The sequence below is a fragment of the Nonomuraea sp. NPDC054003 genome (assembly GCF_055585125.1).
In genome coordinates this window covers 472,563-498,474 of record NZ_JBVJKR010000002.1, presented here as the reverse complement: position 1 = coordinate 498,474, position 25,912 = coordinate 472,563, and the positions used below count along the sequence as shown (strand labels likewise).

The window sequence follows — 25,912 nt, the reverse complement described above, 5'->3', positions numbered from 1 at the left end:
CGTCACCCGTCGCCTATCGTCGTGACATGCTGATCCACCCCTGGGACGCGGGCGACGACGAGCGGTCCATCGCCTACCTGAAGGACAACCAGTTCGGGCACCTGATCGCCGCCGGCAGGGGTAGGGACCTGCCGGTGGTGGTGCCCACCCAGTTCCTGCTGCGGGACGAGCGGACGATCTGGCTGCATCTCGCGCGGCCCAACCCCATCTGGCCCGCCATCGAGGAGAACCCCAAGGTCCTCCTGTCGGTGGCGGGCCCTTGGACGTACGTCCCCGGCAAGTGGCGTGCCGAGAGCGGCGCCGACCCGTCGCTCGGCGTGCCCACCACGTACTACTCCTCGGTCCAGCTCGTCTGCCACGCCGAGATCGTCACCGGCCCCGAGGGCAAGCTGGAGATCCTGCGCGCCCAGCTCGCCGACCAGGAGCCGGGGCACGGCGACCCCGCGCGGATGCCGCGGCTGCTCTCGGGGCTGCTGGGGCTGCGGCTGGCGGTGGAGGAGCTCCGCGGCAAGTTCAAGTACGACGGGCACAAGGACGCCGGACTGCGCGAGCGGGTGGCCGCCGAACTGGCCGCCCGCGGCGGCCCCGGCGACGAGGCCGCACTGCGCCACCTGGCCTGACCCCCTGCCACAGCCGCCTGAGCAGGGCGGTCAGCGCAGGTGGGACGCTTTGAGTCCCAGGTGGACGGTGAGGCGGTCGTCGCCGTCGGACAGGTCGCGGCCGGTGAGCCGTTCGGCCTTGCCCAGCCGGTAGTAGAGCGTCTGCCGGTGGATGCCGAGCTCGGCGGCGGCCTTCTGGGCGTGGCCGCCGAGGTCGAGGTAGACCTCGACGGTGCGGGCCAGCTCCGGGTCGAACGGCGCCACCGCCTCGGCCAGCTCGCGCAGGTCGCCCACGCCGAGCCGGGCCAGCAGCCGGTACGCGCCCAGCTCCTCCCAGCGGGCGACCGGCGCGTGCCGGGGGAAGTTCTCCGCCACGCGCAGCGCCTGCCGCGCCTCCCGCCAGCTCAGCCAGGCGTCCGCCGGGTCGGCCCGGGCCGCGCCGATGCCCGCGGCCGTCCCGTACGCGCCCTGGACCGTCCGCGCGACCTCGGCGGCGAGGTGCGCGGGGGCGAGCAGCGCGACCGGGGAGCCGGCGCGGGCGAGCACCCCGCGCGGGAGCGTCCACAGCGCGGCGGCGCGCTCCTCGGACTCGCGCACCGCGACGGCGGCCACCGGGCCGGACATCTCCGGGGAGGCGGCGGCCCGTTCCTGCGGGTCGGGCGACAGCAGCGCGTCGAGCCGGCGGCCCAGGTCCTGGCGGCTCCTGGCCTCGTGGGCGAGCGCGGCGGCGGCCCTGGTGACCAGCGGGGCGACGCGGTGCAGCCGGGTGTCGGCGAGGCTGCCGGAGTCGAGCAGCCACAGGTAGCCGTAGGTGACGTCGCCGTGGCGCAACGGCCAGCAGATCCTGGCCAGCACCTTGAGCCGGTCGTCGGCCGGGATCCGGACGGGGCCGTCGGCCCGGGCGATGCCGTAGCGTTCGAAGTAGTCGCGCACCTCCTGCGAGGCGCGCCGGCGCAGGATCGACTCCTGGCGGACGGTGTCGATGTCGCCGTGCTGCGCCCCGTACGCGAGCAGGCGGAACGAGCGGTCCTCCAGCGTCGCGGAAGCGCCGAGCAGGCCCGCGATCTCGTCGACGATCTCCTGCAGATCAGCGGTGTTGTGCATGTGTATGACAGCCTGCCACACCTGGCGTTACTCGCGTCCATAGACCCCTCTGACCTGCGGTTTTAGCCTGGACGCATGTTGGGACAAGTGCTGCTCGCCGCTTCGGGGAGCCGGTTGGTGCGCCGGTCCGTGTCGGGCTTCCCGCTCACGCGCAGGGTCGTCGACCGCTTCGTCGCCGGTGAGAGCGTGCCGGAGGCCCGTGAGGCGATCCTCCGGCTGCTCGGGACCGGCCTGTCCGTGACCGTCGACCATCTCGGCGAGGAGACCCGCGACGCGGGTGACGCCGCCGCCATCGCCAAGGCGTACCTCACGCTGCTGGAGGAGCTGCGCCCGCTGGAGCTGGGCCGCGCCGCCGAGGTGTCGGTGAAGCTGTCGGCCGTCGGGCAGGCGCTCGACGAGGACCTGGCGCTGGAGCACGCGCGGGCCGTCTGCGCCGCCGCCGCGGCGGGCGGCTCCACCGTCACGCTCGACATGGAGGACCACACCACGGTCGACTCCACGCTGCGGATCCTGCGCGAGCTGCGCCGCGAGCACCCCTCGACGGGCGTGGCCGTCCAGGCCTACCTGCACCGCAGCGAGGACGACTGCCGCGCCCTGGCCCACGAGGGGTCGCGCGTGCGGCTGGTCAAGGGCGCCTACCGGGAGCCCGCCTCGGTCGCGTACCAGAGCAAGGCGGACGTGGACAAGGCGTACGTGCGATGCCTGCGTATCCTGATGGCGGGGAAGGGGTACCCCATGGTGGCGACGCACGACGACCGGCTGATCTCCATCACCGAACTGCTCGCCGACCGCCACGGCCGCTCCCGTGGCGACTACGAGTATCAGATGCTGTACGGGATCCGCACGGACCGGCAGGAGGCCCTGGCCGGAGCCGGTCACACGGTCCGCGTCTACGTGCCGTACGGCGCCGACTGGTACGGCTACTTCATGCGCCGGCTGGCCGAGCGCCCCGCGAACGTCGCCTTCTTCCTTCGTGCCCTTGGAGGCAAGTGATTATGGATGCCATCAGCAATGTGCCGGCCCCGGCCAACGAGCGGGTTCTCGGGTACGCGCCCGGCAGCGCGGAGCGCGCGGCCCTGGAGTCCCGGATCAAGGAGCTGTCCGGCGCCTCGCTCGACCTGACCATGACCATCGGCGGCGAGCAGCGGCTGGGCGGCGGCACGCCCATCGACGTGGTGCAGCCGCACAACAAGGCCGCGGTGCTCGGCCGCACCCGCGAGGCGGGCGCGCAGGACGTGCGGGCCGCGATCGACTCGGCGCTGGCCGCCGCCCCGGCCTGGCGCGCGCTGCCGTTCGACGAGCGGGCGGCGATCTTCCTGAAGGCCGCCGACCTGCTGGCGGGGCCGTGGCGGGCCACGCTCAACGCGGCCACGGTGCTCGGCCAGTCGAAGTCCGTCCAGCAGGCGGAGATCGACGCGGCCTGCGAGCTGATAGACTTCCTGCGCTTCAACGTGGCCTACGCCCGGCAGATCTACTCCGACCAGCCGATCTCCTCGCCCGGCGTGTGGAACCGGATGGAGTACCGCCCGCTCGAAGGCTTCGTGCTGGCGATCACGCCGTTCAACTTCACCGCCATCGCCGGCAACCTGCCGACCTCGGCCGCGCTGATGGGCAACGTGGTGGTGTGGAAGCCGTCGCCGACGCAGCAGTTCGCCGCGCACTTCACGATGCGGCTGCTGGAGGAGGCCGGGCTGCCGCCGGGCGTCATCAACCTGGTGACCGGCTACGGCGAGGCGGTCTCCGAGGTGGCGCTCACCCACCCCGACCTGGCCGGCATCCACTTCACCGGCTCGACCGCCACCTTCCAGCACCTGTGGCGCACGGTGGGCGAGAACATCGCCTCCTATCGCGGCTACCCGCGCCTGGTCGGCGAGACGGGCGGCAAGGACTTCGTGCTGGCCCACCCGTCGGCCGACCCGGCGGTGCTGTCGACGGCGCTGATCAGGGGCGCCTTCGAGTACCAGGGCCAGAAGTGCTCGGCGGCGTCGCGGGCGTACGTGCCGCGCTCGGTGTGGGACCGGATGCGCGACGACTTCGTGGCCGTGGCCGAGTCGCTGACCGTGGGCGACGTGGCGTCGGACCTGTCGGCGTTCATGGGCGCGGTGATCGACGAGCGGGCTTTCGCCAAGCACAAGGCCGCCATCGACCGGGCGCGCTCGGCCTCGCACATCGACGTGCTGACGGGCTCGTACGACGACTCGACCGGCTATTTCGTGAAGCCGACCATCCTGGAGTCGGCGGACCCGACGGACGAGATCTTCGTCAAGGAGTACTTCGGGCCGATCCTGGGCGTGCACGTCTACGACGACGCCGACTTCGACGCGGTGCTCACCCAGATGGAGGGCGTCTCGCCGTACGCGCTGACCGGCGCGTTCATCGCCCAGGACCGCTACGCCATCGCGGCGGCGTCGGAGAAGCTCCGCTTCGCGGCGGGCAACTTCTACGTCAACGACAAGCCGACCGGGGCGGTCGTGGGCCAGCAGCCGTTCGGCGGCGCCCGCGCGTCGGGCACCAACGACAAGGCGGGCTCGATGTACAACCTGGTCAGGTGGGTCAGCGCCCGCGCGGTCAAGGAGCTGTTCACTCCGCCGACCGACCACCGCTACCCGCACATGGGCTGAGAGCGGTGATCTCGGTCAGGACACTCTGACGCGGTCGAAGCGGGTGGCGGCGTCGCGGACCGCCGCCACCAGCGTGTCGTCGGCGCCGAGCTCCGGGTCGAGCGCGTCCAGGACGCGGTGGGCGCCCTCGGCCGGCGGGCCTGCCGCGAGCACGGTCAGCTCGGCCGCGCGCGGGTCGCTGACCGGGGCGCCGTGGCCGCGCAGGTGGCTGATCCAGGCGGCCAGGATGAGGGCCGCCCCTTCCGGCACGCGGCCGGCGGCGCGTTCGGCGCGCAGCACGGGCAGGACGCGTTCCGGCAGCTTGCGGGAGCCGTCGGCGGCGATCCTGGCGAGGCTGTGGCGGATGCGCGGGTTGGCGATCCGCTCCAGCAGCGCCTGGCGGTACGCGTTCAGGCCGGCGGCGGCCCGGCCGAGATGCCGTCCGGCCTCCGACCACCACCGTTCCAGCCAGCCGCGGCAGGCGTCGTCGCCGATCGCCTCCGCCAGCGTGGCGTGCTCGCGGATCGAGCCGGCGTAGGCGAGCAGCGAGCAGGAGCCGTTGACCAGCCACTGCTTGCGATGCTCGTACGGGGTGACGTCGGTAGTCAGCAGGGCGCCGGCGTCCTGCCAGCGCGGGCGGCCGGCCGGGAACCGGCCTGCCAGCACCCACTCGGCGTACGGCTCGGCGGTGACCGGGACGCGGTCGTCGCGGCCGGTGGCCTCGGCGACGGCGCGCAGCCCGGACGGGCCGGTGTGCGGGGTGACCCGGTCGGCGACGGTGGCGACGACGGACACGTTCTCGTCCAGCCAGCCGGTCAGCTCCTGATTGACCTCGTCGGCCATCTCGTACAGCAGGCGGGACAGGATGGCGCCGTTGCCGGCCGTGTGGTCGCACGCCACCAGCGTGACCGGGCCCGCGTCGGCGCGGCGGCGGGCGGCGAGGCCGGCGAGCAGCCGGCCGCGGGTCGTGCGCACCGGCGCGGCCGGGTCGGCGCGCAGGGCGGCCACGTCCTCCCGGACGTCCGGGTGGTCGCGGGCGCCGAGCTCGGTGAGGGTGACGGCGGCCACCTCGGGCGCGCGGAACAGGCGCAGCAGGGCGTCGTGGTCGGTCGCGGGCCATGCCTCGGACACGGTCGCGATCACCTCGAACCGGTCGCCGTGGGCGCTCCTGGTGATGAGCGTGTAGAGGCCCTGCTGGGCGGCGAGCAGGTCCGACGCCTCGTGCCCGCCGAAGGCGGCGAAACCCCACTCCTCGCCGTCGGGCGCGTGCTCGGTGTACCAGGCCTGATGGGCGCGGAAGAAGTCACCGAGCCCGAGGTGGATCAGCCGGACGGGCGCCGCGGGGCGGGCCGCGCCGGCGCGGCGGGACAGTTCGCTGCTCATGATCAGACCTTTCTCGGCCGGTGGTACGTGGTGATGTGTCAGGCGGGCCTCCGGTCGAGCCGGTGCGCGGCCAGGGCGCCCAGGTCCACCTCGTCGAGGCTGGTGACGACGAGGTCGGCGTGCGCGCCGGCGAGGATCCGCGCGTCGTCCGCGCGGGCCACCCCGAGCCCCGCCATGCCGCCGGCCTTGGCGGCCTGGACGCCGCTGACGGCGTCCTCGACCACGAAGCAGTCCTCCGGAGCCACGTGCAGCTCGGCGGCCGCGGTGACGAAGATCTCCGGGTCGGGCTTGCCGTGCTCGAAGTCACGGCCCGACAGGTCGGCGTCGAAGAAGTCGGCGAGAGTCTGGCCCCGCCGGATGAAGTCGTAGGACAGTCCCTGCTCGGCCGCGAACGTGTCGAGCCGGATCCTCCGCAGGAACAGGTCGGCGTTCTTGGACGAGGACGCCACCGCCGACGGGATGCCGGCCGCGCGGACGGCCAGCGCGAAGCGGAGGGCGTCCGGATAGGCGGTGAACTCCCCCGCGTCGATGAGCCGTACCACTATCTGCTGCTTGTGCGCGGCGTACTGCTCGACCCGCCGCTCGGCGTCCGGGACCTCGAAGTACTGCAGGGCGGCCAGCGCGCCGCTCATCCGCGGCTTGCCGGAGATGACCCGCTGGTAGACCTCCGGCGTGAACCGGTCGTCCGACCAGGTGGTCCGGTCGCGGACGTCCGCCCACTCCCCCTCCATCAGCTCGCGCAGCGCGTCCTTCCACGCGCGCTGGTGCGGCGAGTCGACGAGCACGCCGTCGACGTCGAAGATCGCGCCCTGGAATCCGGCGGCGGGCATGGTGCGGCCCCTCTCTCGGGCGGGTGGCCCTCCCGGGATGGTGAAGACGCAGGTCCCTCCGGGGACGAGCTCGCGGACGTCGTCGCCCACGCCCGCGTGCAGCGGGCCCCGGAACCCCTCCGCCTGGGTGAACAGGATGAGCTGGTCGCCCTCGATGCTCAGCCTGAGCGTGGTGCCGCGGAAACGCATGGAGAACGAGACGCCGTCGAGCCGGTCGACCAGGCGGGGCGACAGCCTGAGCACGTCACCGGTGATGCTGGTGCCGACGTAGCAGCGCTGGAGCAGGTCGAGGGTCCCGGACATGACGCCCATGTGGATGCCCTCCTGGGTGGTGCCGCCCTGCACGTCGTTGACGTCGCTCTCCAGCGCCGCCAGGTAGCGTTCCCACGAGCTCTCCGGGTCGATGGCGGCCAGCACCCCCGCGTAGGTGACGAAGCTGAGCGTCGAGCCGTGCGTGGTGCGCGCGTCGTAGTACTCGATCGTGCGCTTGACCAGGTCGGCGTCGTAGTCGTAGCCGAGCCGCCCGAACAGCTCGCGCTGCTCCTGCTCGTCGAAGAGGAAGAACAACATGACCGTGTCGGCCTGCTTGGACAGCTTGTAGCGGTTGGGGTCCTTGCCCTCGGCCCTGAGGATCCGGTCCATGCGCTGGAGGTTGTGGTAGCGGGCGCGGTAGTGGTCCCAGTCGAGCTCCTCCAGGTCGCCGTAGCCCTCGAACTGGCTGATGACGCCGTCGTGGAACGGGATGTACATGCGGCGGCTCATGTCCTCCCAGGTCGCCAGCTCCTCGTCGGTGACCTGGAGGCTGCGCCGGATGCTCGCCGCGCGGCTGCTGGGCAGCAGGTCGAGCACCTTGGGGGCGGTGGCGGCGATCCAGGCCGCCATGGCGTTGGTGTAGGCGTTGTCGCGCAGCCCCGGCTCCTCGGTGTCGGGGTAGCGCTCGTGGAACTCGTCGGGCCCCATCACGCCGTGGATCTCGTACCGCTGCCTGGCGGGGTCGAAGTGCGCGATCGACGCCCAGAAGCGGGCGATCTCCAGCATCAGCTCGGCCCCGTAGTCGCGCAGGAACTCCAGGTCGTCGGTGGCCTGGAAGTAGCGCCACACGTTGTAGAAGATCGCCGCGTTGACGTGCCGCTGGTGGTGGCTGAGGTCCGGGTCCCACTCGCCGGACATCGGGTTGAGGTGCAGCTGCTGGGTCTCCTCGGTGCCGTCGCTGCCGCTCTGCCAGGGGAACATGGCGCCCCGGTAACCGGCCTCGGCCGCGGCGGCGCGCGCCTCGGTCAGCCGCCGGTGCCGGTACAGCAGCAGGGCCCGGGTGATCTCGGGCAGGCGCAGGTTGAGGTACGGGTAGACGTACATCTCGTCCCAGAAGACGTGTCCCCGGTACGCCTCGCCGTTGAGGCCCCGGGCGGGCACGCCGGCGTCGTGCCGGGCAGTGTGCCGGGAGCAGACCTGCAGGACGTGCGCGATGTGCAGGCGCAGCAGCAGCTGGGCGCGCGGCTCGGCGGGCAGGCGCACGTCGCAGCTCTCCCACAGCTCGGTCCAGGCCGACTCGTGCTTGTCCAGCGCCCCGGCGAAGTCGGGGTAGCGCAGCACGTGCCGGCCGGCGGCGGCCAGCGGCTCGGTGATGGCGTTGTCGTGCGAGGTGAACATGGAGACGAGCTTCTCCACCCGGCTGGGCCGGCCCTCCTCGACGTCGAAGCTGAGCACCTCCTGGATGTAGTCGGCCATCTGGTGCAGCCGCCGCTCGGTCGCGGCGGGCCGGTCGCCGTGGAAGGCACGGGTGCGGGCGGCCTGGGCGATGTAGAGGTTGGACTGGCGGGTCTTCACCTCCAGCGCGATCACGTCGGGGCCGAACGTGCGCGGCGACACCGGATCCAGGTGACGGCCCTCCAGGTCGCGGTAGCGGACCACGATGTGGTTGCTCATGCGGCCGTCCAGCGCGGAGACCACCTCGACCCGGCCCGACCAGTTCTCCGGCGTCAGCGTCCACTCGATCGCGGCCTGGTGGCTGTGCGCCATGCTGACGAACCGGCGGCTGCGCAGGCTCGTCACGCGGCCGGCGGCGTCGCGGAAGCGCAGGTCCCGCTGGACCAGGGCGAGCCGGATGTCGTAGGTGTGCCGGTAGCCAAGCACCTCCACGTCGCCGAACCGGACCGCCCCCTCGCCTTCGACGCGCAGCTTCAGCGGCAGCCAGTTCGGCAGGTTGACCAGGTCCTCGTTGAGCACCGGGTGACCGTCGAAGATCGAGGTCTCCCGGTTGTACCCGCCGTGGGTGTAGGTGCCCGGGTAGTGGAATTCGCCGATGTCCTCCCACTCGGCGGTGCCCCTGGTGCAGAAGTAGCCGTTCCCGGTCGAGGTGATCGCCTCGCGCAGCTTCTCCGCCTCGGGATCGTAGTGGTCGTAGGTGAGTACGAAGCCGTCCATGGTGCCCCCCGCGACAGCCTGTCCCGGTCCGGCTACCCTGCCACCGGGCAGGAAACCCTCACGGCGGCGGCATGACCAGGGGAGATCCGGCGCGGGCGGCGGTCAGGCCGCCCAGTCCTCCGAGCGTCCCAGCCGCCAGTAGCCCATGAAGGCCACCGCGCGGCGGTCCATGCCGCGTTCGGCGACCAGGTGCCGCCGCAGGGTCCTGATCATCGCGGCCTCGCCGGCCAGCCACGCGTACAGCGGGCCGGACGGCGCCTCGGGCACCTCCCAGAGCTCGCCCGCGTCGACGTCCACGTCCTGGAAGTCCTCGGACGCCGGCAGCGCGGGCAGCAGCCGGTGGGCCGCCTCGCGCACCGCCGGGACGAGGTGGGCGCCGTGCGGCGCGCCGTCCCTGGCCAGCCAGGTGACCTTGACCGCGCTGCCGGTCTCCACGGGCAGGAAGTCTCCCCGGATGGCGACCTCCAGGAGCGCCTCGCCCTCGACGCCGGCGGGCAGGCGTTCCAGGATGGAGCAGATGGCGGGCGCGGCTGTCTCGTCACCGGCGATCAGCACCGCGCCGGTGCCCTCCGGGGGGCGGAACTCCAGGCCGGAGGGCGGCCCCTGGTAGCGGCCGTCGGGCCCGAGCACGACGAGCTCGTCCCCCACCTCGGCCGCCGTCGCCCAGCGGGACATCGGGCCGGTGTCGCCGTGCAGCACGATGTCCACGTCCAGCTCACAAGCCTCGGGGCGGGCCCGGCGGACGGTGTAGGTGCGCATCGGGTTGCGGTCCTCGTCGGGCATGGCGCGCCACTGCCCGTACCAGTCGGAGCCCCCGGGCAACCGGCTCAGTCCGTGGGAGGGCACCGGCAGGATGAGCTTGATCCGCTGGTCATAGCCGTTGTCGGCGAAATGCCGCAGGTCGTCGCCGGTGAACGTGACGCGCAGGAACGTCGGGCTCAGGCGGTCCAGCCTGCCGACGCGGACGCCGAACATGCGGAAGGGCTCGGTCATGGCGGGTCTCTCTCCTCAAAGTATGTCAGGTTAGGCAAACCTAACCTGACATATCCTGATTCGGAAACCCCGACCCTCGTCGGATCACACCTCCGGCGGATCCGGGAACGCCTCCGGCCCGGCCAGGCCGGTGCTCTCCAGCAGCCGCTGGTGGTTCAGCACGGCCTTGTTGCAGGACTCCGCGAACGTGCGCACCAGCGTGTTCTGGGTGCTGCCGCGCACCTGCCCGATGAAGGCGAAGATCTGCCCGTGCGCCAGCCGCAGCCACTTCACGTAGGTGACGTCGTAGTCGCGGCCCGATCTGCCGGAGATGTCGGCCATCCACTTCTGCTGGTCCTCGGTCGGCCGCACGGGCAACCGCACGTCCAGCTTCTGCGCCAGGTCGCGGGCCTCGTTGTCGAGGGCGTGGTGCTGTTCGGAGATCTCCCGGCTGATCTCCCGTACGCGTGAGCTGTTTCCCCGCTGTATCGCCTCCTGAGCGATCGTCATCTCCCACAGCGTGGCGAGACGAACCTTCTTGATCAGATCCCGGTCGGCCGCGGACAACGGCCCCCACTTCGTCGGCCGGGTCTCGCTGTCGTCGCCGCTCTCCGCAGCCTGCGCGGTGGGCTCGGCGTCCCCTTCCTGGGTCAGGCTCGTCGCGGGCGGCGCCATCAGCTCTTCCGGAATCTCCGTCGGCACCGCGTCGGCCACCTGCGCCGTGTCGGGCGCCTGCGGCACGGCCGGGGCGGTGCAGGCCGTGCCGGCGGCGACGGTGACGAGGCAGGCCGCGGCGAGAGCGAGACGGCGGTGTCCCTGTCGAGATCGCACGTGCCGTCATCCCCTTCCGGATCCTCGGACTGGTCACCTTGAGGTACGCGGCGGACCCCGCAGGTGTTCACTCCGGCTCCGGATCCCGGCGCGCGCCCACCGGGAAGACGTCGAAGTGGACGACGACGCGGCCGAGCGCCGGGTCCGCCGCCGGCTCCTCGATGCGCGCGTCCGACAGGGCCCGGTAGCGCTCCAGCACCGCGAAGATCGCGTCCCGCATCGCGGTCGTCTCGGCGGGCGTCAGGCGCAGCGCGCGGCGGCCGAAGCCGCTGGCCTGGACCCACTCCTCCGGCGCGTCCCGCTCCTCCTCGCGCCAGCGGGCCAGCTCCGCGCCGCGCTGCCGGATCAGGTCGTCCATGAGGAACTCCAGCGCCTCGGCCGCCTCCGGCTCCGGCGGGGTCTCCCCGTAGGAGTAGCCGCCCGGCGTCACCCGCCAGTACTTCTCCTTGCCGCGCCCCATCCCCGGCACGATCTCGATCATCTCGTGCCTGGCCAGCTCGCGCAGGTGGTAGCTGGTGGCGCCGGTGTTCTCCCCCACCTGGCCGGCGAGTTGGGTGGCGGTGGCGGGGCCGCGCTCCTCCAGCAGCTCGTACAGGCGCAGGCGCAGGGGGTGGGCGAACGACTTGAGCGCGCCCGTGTCGAGGGTCCTGGCGGAATAGCTCTTGCGCTCCACAGTGTGCAAACCTATCTTTGCAAAGGAATCCATGCACAGTTCTCCTTACACACTAACGGAGCCCCGTCTTGACACGCCTCGGCCGATCCTTCGGCTTCCTGCTGTCGTCCACCGCGCTGTCCAACCTGGCCGACGGCGTGCTGAAGGTCGGCGCGCCGCTGATGGCGGTCTCGTTCACCCGCTCCCCCGCCCTGGTGGCGCTGGCGGGGGCGGCGGCGACGCTGCCGTGGCTGCTGCTCGCGCTGCCCGCGGGCGCGCTCGTCGACCGGCTGGACCGCCGGCGGATCATGGTGGCGGCGAACGCCGCGCGCGCCGCGGTGCTGGCCGTGGCGACGGCGCTGGCCGCGCTCGGGCTGATGAACCTGTGGGTGCTGCTGGCCGCCGTGTTCCTCGCGTGCGTGTCGGAGGTGTTCGCCGACACCTCCGCCCAGGCGGCGCTGCCCATGGCCGTGCCGGAGACCGAGCTGACCCGGGCCAACGGGCGCGTCGTCGGCGTCCAGATCCTGGGCAACGACTTCGCCGGGGCGCCGCTGGCGGGCCTGCTCGTCACGGTCCTGCCCGCCGCCGTGCTGGGCGCGCCGGGACTCCTGTACGGGGTCGCGGGGCTGCTCCTGCTGGGCATGCGCGGCCGGTTCCTGGCCCCGCGCGCGGCGCCGCGGCCGGTCGCCGGGGAGATCGCCGAGTCGCTGCGCTACCTGTGGTCGCACCGGTTCCTGCGCACGCTGGCCCTGTCGGCCGGGCTGATCAACACGGCCGGCGCCGCGTACTTCGGGGTGCTCGTGCTCTGGGTGGTGGGCGACGGCTCGCCGATGGGCCTGGCGCCGAGCGGCTACGGCCTCATGCTCACCGTGTTCGCCGTCGGGGCCCTGGCCGGATCGCTGGTGGCCGGCCGGGCCGGTCGCCTGGCCGGGGACGCGCCCGCCTTCGTCATGCTCTGGGCGGTCTGCGCCCTGGCGCACCTGGTGCCGGTCCTGCTGCCGGTCCCCTGGCTGCTGTACGCGACGGCGGTCGTGTGGGGGGTGTCCGGGGCCGCGGCGAACGTGCTCGTGATCAGCACCCGGCAGCGGATCATCCCCGGCGAGCTGCTCGGCCGGGTGAACGCCGCCTACCGGCTGCTCGGGATGGGCGGCATGCCCCTCGGCGCGGCGCTGGGCGGGCTCGCGGGAGAGGTGGCCGGGCTGCCGGCGGTCTTCGCCGGGGCGACGGTGGTCCAGTTGCTCGCGGTCTGCTGGATCGGACGGGTGGTATTCTTTCCGACTTCCAAGCGGGTGACCAGCGGCGTTACCATTCCCGACATAACCGGATCACGTTAGGCACCCACAACAGTGCGCTGAGATGACATGATTACCCCTGTCAATGAGGGGATGGTATGCGGGAGATCGGCGGACGGTACCTCCTTAACGAGGAGGCCGGTCGTGGGGGCATGGGCGTCGTATGGCGCGCGTTCGATCGGCTTCTCCACCGGGAGGTGGCGCTCAAGGAGCTGACGCTCACCGGCGAGGCCGAGATGGTGCGTCGGCGCGTGCTGCGCGAGGCCCGGATGGCGGCCAGGCTGTCGCACCCGAACATCGTCACGGTCCACGACCTCATCGAAGAAGGCGGCAAGCTCTGGATCGTGATGGAGTATCTCGACGGGCTCTCCATGCACCAGTTGCTCTCCCAGGTGGGCACGCTGCCCGCCCAGTCGGTGGCGGCGATCGGCCGTCATCTGCTGGCCGCGCTGCGCACCGCCCACCAGGCAGGGGTGCTCCACCGTGACGTGAAGCCGGCCAACGTGATGCTGACCGGCGACCGGGTGGTGCTGACCGACTTCGGCATCGCCACCGCGGAGGGCGACATCCGCAAGACCACGACCTCCAGGCGGCTGCGCGGCACGCCCGCGTTCATGGCCCCCGAGCGGCTCTACGGCGGCCCGGCCAGCAAGGAGGCCGACATGTGGTCGTTCGGCGCCACGCTCTACAGCGCCATCGAGGGCCAGCCGCCCTACCCGGGCCAGGACGCCGCGACCGTGCTCGGCATGGCGCGCAGCGGGCCGTTCCCGCCGCCGCGCCGGGCCGGGGTGATGCGCCCGCTCATCGAGGGGCTGCTCCACCACGACCCGCGCCACCGCTACTCGCTGTCGCAGACGGAGACGCTGCTGGCGGGCATGCGGGCGAGCGCCTACCAGACGGCCATCTAGGTTCCGGCCGGCTCCTCGTGGGCGCCGCCGCCCGCCGCCTTCTTCGCGGCGCGGGCCTCGGCCTCCGCGGCGTCCAGCGCCGCCGCCTCCTCGGGGGTGGGCGCGGTGCCGCCCAGGTGGGCCGGCTGCCACCACACGCCCTGCGGGATCTCCGGGTAGGTGCGCTGCGCCCGGTCGACCAGCTCCGAGAGCCGCGCGTGGAGGGCCGTGGTGTGCTCGGCGACGTCCTCGCCGCGCTTGGGGTGGATGGGCTCGCCCACCAGGATCGTGATCGGCACGTGGCGCTGGAAGATGCGCCGCTCCCTGCCCTTCGTCCACAGCCGCTGCGTGCCCCAGAGCGCCACCGGGATGACCGGCACCTTGGTGGCCTGCGCCATCCGGATCGCGCCGTTCTTGATCTCCTTGACGGTGAACGAACGGCTAATGGTGGCCTCGGCGAACACCCCGACCATCTCGCCCGCCTTCAGCATGCGCAGCGCGGTCGCGTACGAGCCGGCGCCCGCGCCGCGGTCGACCGGGATGTGCTTCATGCCGCGCATGAGCGGGCCGGAGATCTTGTGGTCGAACACGTCCTGCTTGGCCATGAACCGCACCAGCCGCCTGGCCGGCAGCGCGGCGTAGCCGGCGAAGATGAAGTCGAGGTAGCTGATGTGGTTGCTCACCAGGACGGCGCCGCCCGTCGACGGCACGTGCTCGGTGCCCTCCAGGTGGAAGCGGTAGTCAAGCACGCGAAACAAGGTCCGCGCGGCTGCGATCACCGGCGGGTACACGATCTCGGCCATGTGCAGACGGTAGCCTACTCCGCCCGGTGCTTGCCTCCAGCGGAAAACGGGCAGATGTTCAGACCATGAAGAAGCTCATCAACACGGCCGAATCCGTGGTCGAGGACGCCCTCAACGGCCTCGCCGCGGCGCACCCCTCGCTGCGGGTACGCGACCGGGTGGTCTACCGGGCGGAGGGTCCGCGCCCCGGCAAGGTGGGCCTGGTCTCCGGCGGCGGGTCGGGGCACGAGCCGCTGCACGCCGCCTTCGTGGGCCACGGCATGCTCGACGCCGCCTGCCCTGGTGAGATCTTCACCTCCCCGGTGCCCGACCAGATCATCGACGCCACCAGGGCGGCCGACGGCGGCGCGGGCGTGCTCCACATCGTCAAGAACTACACGGGCGACGTGCTGAACTTCGAGATGGCCGCCGAGCTGTGCGACGACGTCCCGGTGGCGAGCGTGCTGGTCGACGACGACGTGGCCGTGCAGGACTCCCTCTACACGGCGGGCCGGCGCGGCACCGGCGCGACGCTGTTCGTGGAGAAGATCGCCGGGGCCCTGGCCGAGGAGGGCGCGCCGCTGGAGGAGGTGGCGCGGGTGGCCCGCGAGGTGGACGACCACAGCCGCTCGTTCGGCGTGGCGCTCACCTCGTGCGTGACGCCCGCGGCCGGCAAGCCCACCTTCGACCTGCCCGAGGACCAGGTGGAGCTGGGCATCGGCATCCACGGCGAGCCGGGCAGGTCGCGCGCGCCGATGGCCCCCGCCCGCGAGCTGGCCGCGCTCGCCATGGAGGCGATCCACGGCGACCTCCCGCTCCGCGACGACCTGCTCGTCATGGTCAACGGCATGGGCGGCACCCCCTTGATCGAGCTGTACGTGGTGTTCGCCGAGGTGGAGGCGTTCGTCCGGGGCAAGGGCGCGCGGGTGGTGCGCTCGCTGGTCGGCAACTACGTGACGAGCCTCGACATGCAGGGCTTCTCGATCACGGTCTGCCGCCTCAACGGCGAGCTGACCCGGCTGTGGGACGCCCCGGTGGAGACGCCCGGCCTGCGGTGGGGGCGATGATGGCCGGGATGCTCGACACCGATCTCTTCCTCGCCTGGACCGAGGGCGCGGCCAGGGCGGTCAGGCTGCACCGCGACCGGCTCACCGGCCTGGACGCCGCGATCGGCGACGCCGACCACGGCACCAACCTCGACCGCGGCTTCACCGAGGTGGGCAAGGCGCTGACCGAGTGGCCGCCGACCTCCCCCGCGCAGGTGCTGGTGTCCGCGGGCACGACACTGATCCGCCGGGTGGGCGGCGCCTCGGGCCCGCTGTACGGGTCGCTGTTCCGGCAGCTCGGCAAGTCGCTGGACACGCCGGTGACGCTCGCCGGGTTCGCGGCGGCGTTCGAGTCCGGTGTCCAGGCGGTGGAGCGCCTGGGCAAGGCCGCCCAGGGTGACAAGACCATGATCGACGCGCTCGCTCCGGCCGCCCGTGCCCTGACGCAGGCCGTACAGGAGGGCGCCGACGAGCACAAGGCGTTCGAGCGGGCGGCGCGCGCGGCCGAGGAGGGGGCGAAGGCGACGATCCCGCTGCGCGCCCGCAAGGGCCGCGCCAGCTACCTGGGCGAGCGCAGCATCGGCCACGAGGACCCGGGCGCGGCGTCGGCGGCGCTGATCATGGCGGCGCTGGCCGAGGCGGCGGCCTGATGGTGGGCGTGGTCCTCGTCGCCCACAGCGCCGGGCTGGCCGCGGAGACGGCGGAGCTGGCGCGCGGCATCGCGGGCAGGGAGGCGCCCGTGGCGGCGGCCGGCGGCACCGGCGACGGCGGGCTCGGGGTCAGCATCGACCGCATCGAGGCGGCGGTGCGCGAGGTCGACCGGGGCGACGGCGTGCTGCTCATCCCCGACCTGGGCAGCTCGGTGCTCACCGCCCGCCTGCTGGAGGAGCCCGGCCGGGTGGTGCTGGCGGACGTGCCGTTCGTGGAGGGCGCGATCGCCGCGGCGGTCGCGGCCGGCGGCGGGGCGGCGCTGGCGGTGGTGCTGGCCGCCGCCGAGGAGGCCCGCACCCACCGCAAGCTCTAGTGGCCCCTGAACGCCTCCTCCAGCCACCAGGAGGGGCGGTCGCCGGTGACCTTGGCGTGCACCAGCAGGGGCCGCTCGCGCGGGCCCTTGAGCCACTCGGCCACGCCCGCCAGGTCGGCCGGCCCGGTGACGGTCACGGCCGCGAACCCGTACCCGCGCGCGATCGCGGCCAGGTCGGCGGGCGGGAACCGGACGGTGCCGAGCGGGTGGCCGTGCGGGCCGAAGTGGTGCACCTCGGCGCCGTAGGCCTCGTCGTCGTAGACCACGACCACCATGGGCAGCCCGAGCCGGACGACGGTCTCCAGCTCGGCGATGCCCATGAACGCGCCTCCGTCGCCGAGCGCCGCCACCGGCAGCCGGTCGGGGCGGGCCACGGCGGCGCCGATGGCGGTGGCGAGCCCGAGCCCGACCGCCTGGAACGCCTGCGTGAAGCAGAACCCTCGCTCGTCGGGCACGTCCAGGAACATCGCCGGGTAGCCCATGAAGTTGCCCGAGTCGGTCGCCACGATCCGCTCGGCGGGCAGCAGGTCGTCCAGGCCGATGGTGAGAGTCCTCGGGTCGACGCGGCCGCCGCCGCTCTCGTCGTGGTACGGGACCGCGCGCCAGCGGCCCTCCTCGCGGATGCGGCGGGCCAGCTCGGGCGAGCGGTAGCCGGCCCGCTCGCCGCCGGCCGTGAGGGCGCGGGCGACCTCGGCCACGTCGCCCACCACGCCGTGGTCGGCGGGCACGTGCAGGCCGACGGCGGCCAGGTCGAGATCGACCTGCGCGACCTTGGCGCCGGGGCCGATCAGCGAGCCGTGGCGGGTGGTCCACATGTTGAGCGCGCACCCCCAGCCGACCACCAGGTCCGCGCCCCGGACCAGCTCGGCCGTGAGCGGCGTGGCGAAACCGCCGCTCACGTCGAGGTCCCACGGGCTGCCGCGGAACAGGCCCTTGGCCACGGCCGAGGTGGCCAGCAGGGCGCCGGCCCGCTCGGCCAGCTCCACCAGCTCGGCCCGCGCGTGCCGTGCTCCGCGCCCGGCGACGAACACCGGCCGTTCGGCCCCGTCGAGCAACCGGCGCAACCCGTCGAGCTGCTCGGCGGAGGCGGCGGGCGCGCCGGGACGGCTCTCACGAACAGCCGCCGCGGCCCGGTCCAGCTCGCTCGCGCCCGTGTAGTCCGGCCGCTCCCCGCCCGGACCCGTCCCCGCGGCCCGCTCCGGCCGCTCCCCACCGAGTTCCGTCCCCGGGGCCTGCTCCGGTCGCTCCCCGCCGAGTTCCGTCTCGGCGGCCTGCACGTCGAGGGGCAGGTTGAGTACGACCGTGCGGCGTTCGTCGCAGGCGACGCGGAACGCCTCCAGGGTGTGCCGGGCCGCCTCGGCGGGGGCGGTGACCCGCATCGGGACGGCGCCCACCGCGCGCACGGCGGCGTCCTGGTCGATGTGGAAGTTGGAGCGGGCGTCGGTGGCCTCGCCCGCCAGCACGACGAGCGGGGTGCGGCTCTTCGCGGCCTCGGCGAGGCCGGTGATCGCGTTGGTCAGGCCGGGCCCCTGGTGCACGGAGACGACCGCCACCTCGCCCGTCATCCGGGCGTAGGCGTCGGCCATGGTGGCCGCACCGCCCTCGTGACGGGCCGCGACGAAGCGCACGCCGTGGCTCACGAGGGCGTTGGTGAGGTGGAAGTTGCCGCTGCCGACGACCCCGAACGCGGCTCGTACGCCCGCCGCGGCGAGCAGCCCGCCGACGGCCTCGGCGACGATCACCCTTCGCCCCGCTCCACCAGCGCGAGCACCCGCACCGGGCTGCCCGAGCCGCCGAGGATGGGCAGCGGCGGCGCCACCACGACCGCGCCGGTGACCGGGAGCCGGTCGAGGTTGCGCAGCTGGGTGAGGCCGTACTTGCCGGCGCCGAGGAAGAAGGCGTGGCAGGGGAAGGCGGGGTCGAAGGAGTGGGCGGCGCCCGCGTCGGTGCCGACGGTCTCGACGCCCAGCCCGATGATCGGCGTCTGCTCGGCGAGCCACCTGGCGCATTCGGCGGAGACGCCGGGGGTGTGCGAGCCGGTCTCGTCGGCGTTGAGGAACGTGTCCTGGTCACCGGAGCGCGAGTCCCAGCCGGTGCGGTAGAGCAGCCAGCCGCCTTCGGGCAGCGGGCCGTTGGCGCGCTCCCACTCCTTGACGTGGTCGATCTGGAGGAGGAAGTCGGGGTCCTTGCCCGCCTCGGCGGTGAAGTCGAGCACCACGGCCGGCGCGATCAGGCTGGTCACCGGCACCTGGGAGACGTCCTGGCCGTCACGGCCGGTCGCCCAGTGGATGGGCGCGTCGAAGTGCGTGCCGGTGTGCTCGCCGGTGTGGATGTCGTTCCAGTACCACCCCGGGCCGCGGTCGTCGTAGCGGCTGATCTCCTCCAGCCGGAACCGGATGGTGTTGCCGAACGGCTCGGGCAACTGGAGGATCGGCGTCTCCTCCGACAGGGGCGCGGTGAGGTCGACGACCTCGATCGCGCCGTTGCGCACACTGTCTACGAAGCTCCGCAACACCGACATGGCTTCCTCCTCGCGTGGGGCTGAGCGCATCCTCCTACGCGGGTGTCACCTCCGCAAACAGGCACCGCTCCGGCGGTCCGTCAGGCCCTGGTCCATTCGGCGCAGCCGGCCGTCTGGAAGCTCTTGTCGGTGGCGGCGATGGTGACGGTGGCCGGGCCTGAGGGCATGCCGGCGTCGATGACGTCCCCGATGTCGCCGGTGGTGCTGTTCATGCGGGCCCAGTAGCACTGGCCCCCGCCGCCCGCGGGGCCGGTGGTGCGGTAGGTGCCGGGCTGGATGTCGACGCCGACGACGAGGGTGCGCATCGACGCGAGCGGATCGCCGGGGTTCGACGTGACGGGGTCGTCCGGGGCGCCGGCGGACGGGTCCGAGGTGACGGGGGCCGACGCGGACGGGTCGGCGGCCGGAGGCGACGCGGCAGGATCGGACGCGGCAGGGTCGGACGCGGCAGGGTCGGACGGGACGGGGTCGGACGGGACGGGGTCGGACGGGACGGGGTCGGACGGGACGGGGTCGGTGGGCTGCGCGTCGGGGTCGAGCTCTCCCTCGACCGTCACGGTGACCCGGGGAGCGGGGGCCGCCGCCAGCTCTCCTGACCCGAGCCCGGTGAGGAAGCCGATCAGGAAGCCCAGCACCCCGGTCAGCCCGGCGACGAGCAGGATGATCGTCGGGCTGCTCGACGCGCGCGGGTAGTCAGGCGGGGGGCGGTACATCACCTGGACAGCGTCCCACCCGCGTCAGCGGTGGAGGTAGTCCACCAGTGAGGCCTTCTCCGTCTCCAGCTCCTCGATGGTGTTCTTGACCACGTCGCCGATGCTGACGATGCCGGCCAGGCGGCCGTCCTCGACCACCGGCATGTGCCGCACGCGGTGGGTGGTCATGGTCTTGCGCAGCTCGTCGACCCGGTCGCCCGGGGCGACGGTGCGCACCTCGGCGGTCATGATCGACGAGACCGGCTCGCCGAGGATGCCCGCGCCGCGATCGTGCAGCCGGCGCACCACGTCGCGCTCGGAGACGATCCCGTCGATGGTGACGCCGTCGGCGGACACGACGACGGCGCCGATGTTGTGCTCGGCCAGCCGGGCCAGCAACTCACGGACGGTCGCGTCGGGCGCCACCGTCGTCACGTCGCTTCCCTTGCCGTGCAAGATCGTGCTGATCAGCATCCGTACCACCTCGGCTAGGAGTTACCCCGTCGTGGTTACAGGCAAGCAAGGGGGTGGGAGGCCGTCAAGGACTCCCGTAAGCTGACCGTACTTGCCATATGAAATACCACTGTTGGAGCCGCTGTGACCGAGCCTCTCAACACCGGGAGCCACGACCTGCCGATCTCCGAGGAGCTGGCCGCGTTCATGCGGACGGGCTGGGCGGACACGCGGCGGACCGGCGTGCGCGCGCTGCCCGTCGCCCCGTGGGCGGCCAAGCGGCGGGCGGCCCTGGCGAGCCGGTTCCCCGGGGAACGGCTGGTCGTGCCGTCGGGCACGCTCAAGGTGCGCAGCAACGACAGCGACTACCGGTTCCGCCCGCACAGCGCCTTCTCGTACCTGACGGGCGCGGGCGAGCCCGGTGACGTGCTCGTGATCGAGCCGTCCGGTGAGGCGACCCTCTACACGCGACCGCGCTCCCCTCGCGAGGAGGGCCAGGAGTTCTACCGGGACCGCCGTTACGGCGAGTTCTGGGTGGGCCGCAGGCCCGACCTGGCGGAGGCGGCGGAGCTCTACCAGATCGACTGCGCGCATCCGCGCGAGCTGGATCTGAAGGGACCCGCGCGGGTGCTGCGCGGCGTGGACCCGGCGGTGGACGAGGCGGTGGAGCCCGGCGGCGGCGACGCCGAGCTGGAGAGCTTCCTGGCGGAGGCGCGGCTGGTCAAGGACGAGTGGGAGATCGGCGAGCTGCAGGCCGCGGTGGACGCGACCGTGCGCGGCTTCGAGGACGTGGTGCGGGCACTCCCGCAGGCGCTCGGCCACCCGCGCGGCGAACGCTACCTGGAGGGCGTGTTCGGACTGCGCTCGCGGCTGGAGGGCAACGCGGTCGGCTACGAGAGCATCGTGGCCTCCGGCGCGCACGCGTGCGTGCTCCACTGGATCCGCAACGACGGACGTCTCGACCCGGGCGACATGCTGCTGCTGGACGCCGGCGTGGAGACCGACACCCTCTACACCGCCGACGTCACCCGCACGCTGCCGCTCTCGGGCCGGTTCGGGCCGGTGCAGCGGCAGGTGTACGAGCTGGTCTACGAGGCGCAGTCGGCCGCGATCGCGGCGCTGCGGCCGGGCGTCCGGTTCCGCGAGTTCCACCTGACGGCCATGCGCGTCATCTGCGAGGGCCTGCACGAATGGGGCCTGCTGAAGGACTCCCCCGACGCGCTCATGGAGACCGGGCTCTACCGCCGTTACACGCTCTGCAGCAGCGGCCACATGCTGGGCCTGGACGTGCACGACTGCGCCAGGGCGCGGGCGGAGACGTATCTGGACGGCGTGCTGGAGGAGGGCCAGGTGCTGACCGTGGAGCCCGGCCTCTACCTCCAGCCGGACGACCTCACCCTGCCGGAGGAGTTCCGAGGGCTGGGCGTCCGCATCGAGGACGACCTGGTCATCACGGCCGACGGGGCGCGGCTGATGTCGGCGGCGCTCCCCCGCCACCCTGACGAGGTGGAGAGCTGGATGTCGGTCCTGCTCGGCTGATACCTGAGGACGACGCGAAGACCGTACTCAGGGTCGATGGCGCCGCCGGCGGGCCCGTCCGACGATCGGGTCCCACCGACGATTGGACGCGTCATGCGAAGATCTGTCCTGATCCTCAGCCTCGTCATCGCCGCGGTCCTCCCCCTCGTGCCCGTCTTACCGGCCGGCGCCTCGGGCGGGATCGCGTGGACCCCCTGTCCCGAAGCGCCGGAGGTCGAGTGCGGCACGCTCGCCGTGCCCGTCGACTGGGACGACCCCGGCGGGCCGACGCTGGACCTGGCGCTGGCCCGCCGCAAGGCCAGCGATCCGGGTGCCCGCATCGGCTCCCTGGTGATCAACCCGGGCGGTCCCGGCGGCTCAGGGGTGGACGCCGTGATCACGAACCGGATCGCCTTCACCGCCGAGCTGACCAGCAGGTTCGACGTGGTCAGCTACGACCCGCGCGGGGTGCGCCGCAGCCACCCCGTCCGGTGCTCGCTGGAACTGGCCCTGCGGGCGCCCGACCCGCTCACCGTCGGCAGCCGGGCGGGCTTCGAGGCGCTCCTGGCCCACAACGAGCGCTACCGGCAGGACTGCCGGGCCCGCACCGGGCCGCTCTTCGACCACGTCGACACCGGCAGCGTCGTGCGGGACCTCGACGCGCTGCGCGCCGCGCTCGGCGACCGGAAGCTCACCGCCTACGGCCTCTCGTACGGGACGCTGATCACCCAGCTCTACGCCGAGCGCTACCCGCACCGGGTGCGGGCGCTGGCGCTCGACAGCAACATGGACCACAGCCTGCGCACCCGCGCCTTCCTCGACACCGAGTCGCGGGCGGCGCAGGACTCCTTCGACGAGTTCGTCTCCTGGTGCGGCCGGACGGAGTCCTGCGCGCTGCACGGCAGGGACGTGCGGGCCGTCTGGGCGGAGCTGCTGGAGCGCGCCGGGCGGGGCGAGCTGACCTTCCCCGGCGAGCCGGGCGTGCCGCTCTCCAGGACGACGCTGATCAGGCAGGCGTTCGGCGCGTTCTACGGGCCGGACTACTCCGGGCTGGCCCGGTTCCTGGTGGCGCTGGAGACCGGCGGGCCCGCCGAGCGGCTCCTGGCCGCGGCCCCGCAGGAGGAGACGGTCAACGACGCGTCGCGGGTCTTCTGTCTCGACTATCTGCTGCCGGTGCGCGACCACCGCGAGTACACCGCCCACCTGCGCCGGTCGGCGAAGATCGCGCCGGACATGCTGGTCAGCCCGCTCGCGTACGGCATGCTGGCGGCCTGCGCCGGCACGCGGGCGCCGATCCCGAACCCGCAGCACCGGCTGCGCGTCGACGGCACGCCGCCGCTGCTGCTCGCCAACGCCCTGCACGACCCGGCCACCGCCTACGCGTGGGCCACCGCCGCCGCGCGGCAGATCGGGCGCGAGGCCCGGCTGCTCACCTACGAGGGCTGGGGGCACGGCGTGTACGGCATGGGCGACTGCGCGACGGCGGTCTTCGACCGCTACCTGGTCGACCTGGAGATCCCGGCCCAGGGCGCCCGCTGCCCGGCGGTGCCGCCGTCGGAGGGCACGGCCACCCTGCGCGACGCGCCGCCGGACACTCCGTTCCCCGGCACCCCGGGCTATCTCCTCAGCCGGTGGCGGGCCTGATGTTCTGGTTGAGTCGGAAGACGTTGTCGGGGTCGTACTCGGCCTTGATCGCGGCCAGCCGGGCGTACTTCTCCTCGCCGTAGGAAGCCCGCACGCGGTCCTCGTCCTGGTCGGTGAGGAAGTTCACGTACGCACCGGTGCCCCGGGAGTACGGGAGCAGCGCCGACCAGGCGTCGCGGGCCCACGTCCTCTCCTGTTCCAGGGCGTCCGCCGTGGGCGTGAGCGCCATGACGGACAGCGTGTAGTGCGGCTCGCGGCTGCCGCCGAAGGCGGTGGCGTCGTCAGGGATCGCGCTGAAGGCGCCGTCGAGGCGGAACGCCGGTATGAACGACATCGGCGACCCCTTGAGCGCCGCCTGCTCGCAGAGCGTGGCGATCGCGTCCGTCCCGAGCGACGGCAGGTCGAGCGCCTTCTCGTAGGCGGGCGTCCCCCAGGGCACGGTGTCGTCCAGCAGCGACTGGAGCTGCGGGTACGACATCGGCGCGGCGAACGAGAACAGCGGCGGCAGCGCCCGCGTGATCGGCTCCAGCACCGAGGCGTGATGCCGGGGCGAGCCGAACCCGGCCACGATGAGCGCGTGCCCCTGCCGCAGGCGGTGCTCCTCGGGGACGAACGGGGCGGGCGGTGCGCTCATCCCGAAGGCGATCAGCACGCCGACGTGTTCCGGCAGGCTCCGCACGGCCTGGTCGATCGTCTCGATCGCCTCGGGGCCCCGCTCCGCCTCCCAGAACAGGATCCCCACCTGCACCTCGGGCCCGACCGGGTGCAGCCGGAAGGCGAAGGAGGTGACGACGCCGAAGTTGCCGCCGCCGCCTCGCAGCGCCCAGAACAGGTCGGGATGCTCGCGGGTGGAGGCGTGCACCTGCCGCCCGTCGGCGAGCACGACGTCGGCCGACTCCAGGTTGTCCACGGTCAGCCCGTGGTCGTGGCTCAGCCAGCCGAAGCCGCCGCCGAGCGTCAGCCCGCCGACGCCGGTGTGGCTGATCGTGCCGCCGGGCGTGGCCAGCCCGTACACGTGGGTGGCCGCGTCGAGATCGGCCCAGGTCGCGCCGCCGCCGCAGGACGCCCACCGGCTGGCGGCGTCGACCTCGATCTGCCGCAGCGCGCTGAGGTCGAGCATGACTCCGCCGTCGGTCACGGCCAGGCCGCCGAAGCCGTGGCCGCCGCCGCGCACGGAGATCTCCAGGTCCTCCTGCCGGGCGTAGGCGACGGCCGCCTCAGCGTCGTCGGGCCCGCCGCACCGGACGATCACGCCGGGGTGGCGGTCGACGGCGCCGTTCCAGATCTTCCGCATGCTCTCGTAGCCGTCGTCCTTCGGGGAGACCACACGCCCGGCGCATCTCTCGCGCAGTCCTTCGAGCCCGCTTCTGATGAGCTGAACCATGTCGCACTCCCAGGGCGCGCTATAGGCGAACCTCAATTAATCGTAGGTTTCGCCGGATTTGTGGTTGGTTGGCGGATGGGCAAATCCGGGTCACGGTGTACGTTGCGGACATGGCGCTGGTGATGGGCGGTCGGCCTGACGAGGTGGACGCCCCGGTGACGTTGCTGACCTCCGCCGAACGGGAGCGGGCCGCGCGGTTCCGGCACGAGGCCGACCGCCACGCCTTCGTCGCCGCCCACCTGCTGGTCCGCCTCTGCGCGGCCGAGCTCCTCGGCGTCGCCCCGCACCGGCTCACGCTAGCCCAGGTCTGCCACGTGCACGGCCCCGGCCACGGCAGGCCGTACCTGGAGGAGGCCCCGGCGGTGGGCGTCAGCCTGAGCCACACGCGCGGCTACGTGTGCGCGGCCGCCGGCCACGGCCGCGTCGGCGTCGACGCCGAGCGGGTGCCGCCCGGCCCGCTCGACCGCATGCTCGCCGGGATGGCGCTCACGCCCCGCGAGCGGAAGGAGGCCGGCGGCAACGAGGACCTGATCCGGGTGTGGGCGCGCAAGGAGGCGCTGATCAAGCGGGGCGAGCTGACCCTCGACGAGCTGTCCGCCCGTGAGGGCGACTGGGCGGGCCGGCATCTGCTGGAGTGGCGGGCGGAGCCGGACATCCTGGTGGCCGCCATCACCGACACCCCTGCCAGGAGAGCCGCCATCCCCGGTTAACCTTGATACGAGTCCCACAGGCGGCGCCACCGTCGTGGCCGGCCGCCGGACGTGTCCCGGATAGGAGATCATGAGCGCGCCTCGCTGGCTTTCCCCCGCTGAGCAGCGTGCCTGGCGAACCCACCTGGCGCTGCACAAGCTCCTCATGCACCGCCTGGACCGGGAGCTGCAGGAACACGCGCTGTCGCTGAACGACTACGAGATCCTGGTCAACCTCTCGGAGAGCCCTGGCCGGCGGATGCGCATGAGCGATCTGGCCGACGCGACGATCCAGTCCCGCAGCCGCCTCTCCCACCAGATCTCCCGGATGGAGGCCAAGGGGCTGGTCGTCCGCGAGGACTGCCGCGACGACCGGCGCGGCACCTTCGCGGTGCTGACCGACGAGGGCTGGGACACCATCCAGCGGGTGGCGCCCGTCCACGTCTCCGGCGTCCGCGAACACTTCGTCGACCGGCTGACCGACGACCAGCTCGGCGAGCTGGAGGGGGCCTTCGCGCCGATCGTGGAGCATCTGAAGAAGCTGCGCTGACACCCAACCGATACCGGCGGCGCGCGCGGCGCGCG

The 25,912-nt window shown here is 73.0% G+C and carries 24 protein-coding genes; 12 read left to right on the top strand and 12 right to left on the bottom strand.

What is annotated here, in order from left to right; translation table 11 throughout:
- Positions 1–26: 26 nt before the first annotated feature.
- Complete coding sequence (locus ACZ6YG_RS06495) at positions 27–620, top strand: FMN-binding negative transcriptional regulator (protein WP_466017374.1); 594 nt, start codon at positions 27–29, stop codon at positions 618–620.
- A 30-nt stretch (positions 621–650) separates the two neighbouring features.
- Here the strand turns inward: ACZ6YG_RS06495 and ACZ6YG_RS06490 are convergent, their stop codons facing one another.
- Positions 651–1,703: a PucR family transcriptional regulator gene (locus ACZ6YG_RS06490; protein WP_219544469.1), complete on the bottom strand. Its 1,053-nt coding sequence runs from the start codon at positions 1,701–1,703 to the stop codon at positions 651–653.
- 75 nt (positions 1,704–1,778) lie between these two features.
- Here ACZ6YG_RS06490 and ACZ6YG_RS06485 point away from each other — a divergent pair, with 75 nt between their 5' ends.
- On the top strand, positions 1,779–2,696 hold the full coding sequence (locus tag ACZ6YG_RS06485) for a proline dehydrogenase family protein (protein ID WP_466017373.1): 918 nt from the start codon (positions 1,779–1,781) through the stop codon (positions 2,694–2,696).
- Positions 2,697–2,698: 2 nt separating this feature from the next.
- On the top strand, positions 2,699–4,324 hold the full coding sequence (gene pruA / locus ACZ6YG_RS06480) for an L-glutamate gamma-semialdehyde dehydrogenase (RefSeq protein WP_466017372.1): 1,626 nt from the start codon (positions 2,699–2,701) through the stop codon (positions 4,322–4,324).
- A 15-nt stretch (positions 4,325–4,339) separates the two neighbouring features.
- On the opposite strand, the gene ACZ6YG_RS06475 is transcribed toward pruA, so the two are convergent.
- From ACZ6YG_RS06475 to ACZ6YG_RS06455, 5 genes are all read right to left on the bottom strand, one after another.
- Positions 4,340–5,686 carry a mannitol dehydrogenase family protein gene (locus ACZ6YG_RS06475; RefSeq protein WP_466017371.1) on the bottom strand — a complete coding sequence of 449 codons (1,347 nt, stop codon included), beginning with the start codon at positions 5,684–5,686 and terminating at the stop codon, positions 4,340–4,342.
- A gap of 38 nt (positions 5,687–5,724) precedes the next feature.
- Positions 5,725–8,940 carry an HAD-IA family hydrolase gene (locus ACZ6YG_RS06470; RefSeq protein WP_466017370.1) on the bottom strand — a complete coding sequence of 1,072 codons (3,216 nt, stop codon included), beginning with the start codon at positions 8,938–8,940 and terminating at the stop codon, positions 5,725–5,727.
- A gap of 102 nt (positions 8,941–9,042) precedes the next feature.
- Positions 9,043–9,933: a siderophore-interacting protein gene (locus tag ACZ6YG_RS06465; RefSeq protein ID WP_466017369.1), complete on the bottom strand. Its 891-nt coding sequence runs from the start codon at positions 9,931–9,933 to the stop codon at positions 9,043–9,045.
- An 84-nt stretch (positions 9,934–10,017) separates the two neighbouring features.
- On the bottom strand, positions 10,018–10,743 hold the full coding sequence (locus ACZ6YG_RS06460) for a DUF4142 domain-containing protein (RefSeq protein ID WP_148032556.1): 726 nt from the start codon (positions 10,741–10,743) through the stop codon (positions 10,018–10,020).
- 67 nt (positions 10,744–10,810) lie between these two features.
- Positions 10,811–11,416, bottom strand: coding sequence for a winged helix-turn-helix domain-containing protein (locus tag ACZ6YG_RS06455; RefSeq protein WP_397197077.1), 606 nt, complete (start codon positions 11,414–11,416; stop codon positions 10,811–10,813).
- 68 nt (positions 11,417–11,484) lie between these two features.
- Here ACZ6YG_RS06455 and ACZ6YG_RS06450 point away from each other — a divergent pair, with 68 nt between their 5' ends.
- Positions 11,485–12,729, top strand: coding sequence for an MFS transporter (locus ACZ6YG_RS06450; RefSeq protein ID WP_219544461.1), 1,245 nt, complete (start codon positions 11,485–11,487; stop codon positions 12,727–12,729).
- Positions 12,730–12,785: 56 nt separating this feature from the next.
- Complete coding sequence (locus ACZ6YG_RS06445) at positions 12,786–13,595, top strand: serine/threonine-protein kinase (protein WP_148032559.1); 810 nt, start codon at positions 12,786–12,788, stop codon at positions 13,593–13,595.
- Here ACZ6YG_RS06445 and ACZ6YG_RS06440 read toward each other — a convergent pair.
- On the bottom strand, positions 13,592–14,377 hold the full coding sequence (locus ACZ6YG_RS06440; RefSeq protein ID WP_148032560.1) for a lysophospholipid acyltransferase family protein: 786 nt from the start codon (positions 14,375–14,377) through the stop codon (positions 13,592–13,594). The two genes, ACZ6YG_RS06445 and ACZ6YG_RS06440, sit on opposite strands and share 4 nt — an antisense overlap.
- Before the next feature lie 65 nt (positions 14,378–14,442).
- On the opposite strand from ACZ6YG_RS06440, the gene dhaK reads away from it, so the two are divergent.
- Genes dhaK through ACZ6YG_RS06425 form a run of 3 tightly spaced genes read left to right on the top strand, consistent with a single transcriptional unit; the run spans position 14,443 to position 16,426 of the window.
- Entirely contained in the window at positions 14,443–15,423 is a 981-nt protein-coding gene (gene dhaK / locus ACZ6YG_RS06435) for a dihydroxyacetone kinase subunit DhaK (protein ID WP_148032561.1), read from the top strand.
- Positions 15,424–15,431: 8 nt separating this feature from the next.
- Positions 15,432–16,052, top strand: coding sequence for a dihydroxyacetone kinase subunit DhaL (gene dhaL / locus ACZ6YG_RS06430; protein ID WP_148034715.1), 621 nt, complete (start codon positions 15,432–15,434; stop codon positions 16,050–16,052).
- A complete protein-coding gene (locus ACZ6YG_RS06425; protein ID WP_148032562.1) occupies positions 16,052–16,426 on the top strand; it encodes a PTS-dependent dihydroxyacetone kinase phosphotransferase subunit DhaM in 375 nt (124 codons plus the stop codon). Before dhaL ends, ACZ6YG_RS06425 begins: the two co-directional genes overlap by 1 nt.
- Here ACZ6YG_RS06425 and ACZ6YG_RS06420 read toward each other — a convergent pair.
- The 4 genes from ACZ6YG_RS06420 to ACZ6YG_RS06405 form a co-directional block, all read right to left on the bottom strand.
- Positions 16,423–18,168, bottom strand: a complete 1,746-nt coding sequence (locus ACZ6YG_RS06420) for a thiamine pyrophosphate-binding protein (protein WP_466017368.1) — start codon at positions 18,166–18,168, stop codon at positions 16,423–16,425. The genes ACZ6YG_RS06425 and ACZ6YG_RS06420 overlap by 4 nt on opposite strands.
- Complete coding sequence (locus ACZ6YG_RS06415) at positions 18,165–18,947, bottom strand: cyclase family protein (protein WP_148032564.1); 783 nt, start codon at positions 18,945–18,947, stop codon at positions 18,165–18,167. The genes ACZ6YG_RS06420 and ACZ6YG_RS06415 overlap by 4 nt, the downstream gene beginning before the upstream one ends.
- Before the next feature lie 80 nt (positions 18,948–19,027).
- Positions 19,028–19,663 carry a hypothetical protein gene (locus ACZ6YG_RS06410; protein WP_466017367.1) on the bottom strand — a complete coding sequence of 212 codons (636 nt, stop codon included), beginning with the start codon at positions 19,661–19,663 and terminating at the stop codon, positions 19,028–19,030.
- A 21-nt stretch (positions 19,664–19,684) separates the two neighbouring features.
- Positions 19,685–20,113 (bottom strand): CBS domain-containing protein, encoded by a 429-nt coding sequence (locus tag ACZ6YG_RS06405; protein WP_148032566.1) that lies wholly within the window; start codon positions 20,111–20,113, stop codon positions 19,685–19,687.
- A gap of 123 nt (positions 20,114–20,236) precedes the next feature.
- Here ACZ6YG_RS06405 and ACZ6YG_RS06400 point away from each other — a divergent pair, with 123 nt between their 5' ends.
- Both ACZ6YG_RS06400 and ACZ6YG_RS06395 read left to right on the top strand, forming a co-directional pair.
- Complete coding sequence (locus tag ACZ6YG_RS06400; protein WP_148032567.1) at positions 20,237–21,631, top strand: aminopeptidase P family protein; 1,395 nt, start codon at positions 20,237–20,239, stop codon at positions 21,629–21,631.
- Between the two features lie 93 nt (positions 21,632–21,724).
- Positions 21,725–23,254 (top strand): alpha/beta fold hydrolase, encoded by a 1,530-nt coding sequence (locus ACZ6YG_RS06395; protein WP_466017366.1) that lies wholly within the window; start codon positions 21,725–21,727, stop codon positions 23,252–23,254.
- Here ACZ6YG_RS06395 and ACZ6YG_RS06390 read toward each other — a convergent pair.
- Positions 23,235–24,638 (bottom strand): FAD-binding oxidoreductase, encoded by a 1,404-nt coding sequence (locus tag ACZ6YG_RS06390; RefSeq protein WP_466017365.1) that lies wholly within the window; start codon positions 24,636–24,638, stop codon positions 23,235–23,237. The genes ACZ6YG_RS06395 and ACZ6YG_RS06390 overlap by 20 nt on opposite strands.
- Positions 24,639–24,748: 110 nt before the next feature.
- On the opposite strand from ACZ6YG_RS06390, the gene ACZ6YG_RS06385 reads away from it, so the two are divergent.
- Complete coding sequence (locus ACZ6YG_RS06385; RefSeq protein WP_261808651.1) at positions 24,749–25,348, top strand: 4'-phosphopantetheinyl transferase family protein; 600 nt, start codon at positions 24,749–24,751, stop codon at positions 25,346–25,348.
- 70 nt (positions 25,349–25,418) lie between these two features.
- Positions 25,419–25,877 carry a MarR family winged helix-turn-helix transcriptional regulator gene (locus ACZ6YG_RS06380; RefSeq protein WP_148032570.1) on the top strand — a complete coding sequence of 153 codons (459 nt, stop codon included), beginning with the start codon at positions 25,419–25,421 and terminating at the stop codon, positions 25,875–25,877.
- Positions 25,878–25,912 lie beyond the last annotated feature (35 nt).

What these genes read in the sequence shown, in the direction of transcription:
- ACZ6YG_RS06475 (WP_466017371.1), bottom strand. Translation starts at nt 5,686, where the DNA reads ATGAGCAGCGAACTGTCCCGCCGCGCCGGCGCGGCCCGCCCCGCGGCG.
- ACZ6YG_RS06415 (WP_148032564.1), bottom strand. Translation starts at nt 18,947, where the DNA reads ATGTCGGTGTTGCGGAGCTTCGTAGACAGTGTGCGCAACGGCGCGATC.
- pruA (WP_466017372.1), top strand. Translation starts at nt 2,699, where the DNA reads ATGGATGCCATCAGCAATGTGCCGGCCCCGGCCAACGAGCGGGTTCTC.
- ACZ6YG_RS06405 (WP_148032566.1), bottom strand. Translation starts at nt 20,113, where the DNA reads ATGCTGATCAGCACGATCTTGCACGGCAAGGGAAGCGACGTGACGACG.
- ACZ6YG_RS06485 (WP_466017373.1), top strand. Translation starts at nt 1,779, where the DNA reads ATGTTGGGACAAGTGCTGCTCGCCGCTTCGGGGAGCCGGTTGGTGCGC.
- ACZ6YG_RS06490 (WP_219544469.1), bottom strand. Translation starts at nt 1,703, where the DNA reads ATGCACAACACCGCTGATCTGCAGGAGATCGTCGACGAGATCGCGGGC.
- ACZ6YG_RS06395 (WP_466017366.1), top strand. Translation starts at nt 21,725, where the DNA reads ATGCGAAGATCTGTCCTGATCCTCAGCCTCGTCATCGCCGCGGTCCTC.
- ACZ6YG_RS06470 (WP_466017370.1), bottom strand. Translation starts at nt 8,940, where the DNA reads ATGGACGGCTTCGTACTCACCTACGACCACTACGATCCCGAGGCGGAG.
- ACZ6YG_RS06445 (WP_148032559.1), top strand. Translation starts at nt 12,786, where the DNA reads ATGCGGGAGATCGGCGGACGGTACCTCCTTAACGAGGAGGCCGGTCGT.
- ACZ6YG_RS06390 (WP_466017365.1), bottom strand. Translation starts at nt 24,638, where the DNA reads ATGGTTCAGCTCATCAGAAGCGGGCTCGAAGGACTGCGCGAGAGATGC.
- ACZ6YG_RS06440 (WP_148032560.1), bottom strand. Translation starts at nt 14,377, where the DNA reads ATGGCCGAGATCGTGTACCCGCCGGTGATCGCAGCCGCGCGGACCTTG.
- ACZ6YG_RS06380 (WP_148032570.1), top strand. Translation starts at nt 25,419, where the DNA reads ATGAGCGCGCCTCGCTGGCTTTCCCCCGCTGAGCAGCGTGCCTGGCGA.
- dhaK (WP_148032561.1), top strand. Translation starts at nt 14,443, where the DNA reads ATGAAGAAGCTCATCAACACGGCCGAATCCGTGGTCGAGGACGCCCTC.
- ACZ6YG_RS06495 (WP_466017374.1), top strand. Translation starts at nt 27, where the DNA reads ATGCTGATCCACCCCTGGGACGCGGGCGACGACGAGCGGTCCATCGCC.
- ACZ6YG_RS06385 (WP_261808651.1), top strand. Translation starts at nt 24,749, where the DNA reads ATGGCGCTGGTGATGGGCGGTCGGCCTGACGAGGTGGACGCCCCGGTG.
- ACZ6YG_RS06465 (WP_466017369.1), bottom strand. Translation starts at nt 9,933, where the DNA reads ATGACCGAGCCCTTCCGCATGTTCGGCGTCCGCGTCGGCAGGCTGGAC.
- ACZ6YG_RS06425 (WP_148032562.1), top strand. Translation starts at nt 16,052, where the DNA reads ATGGTGGGCGTGGTCCTCGTCGCCCACAGCGCCGGGCTGGCCGCGGAG.
- dhaL (WP_148034715.1), top strand. Translation starts at nt 15,432, where the DNA reads ATGCTCGACACCGATCTCTTCCTCGCCTGGACCGAGGGCGCGGCCAGG.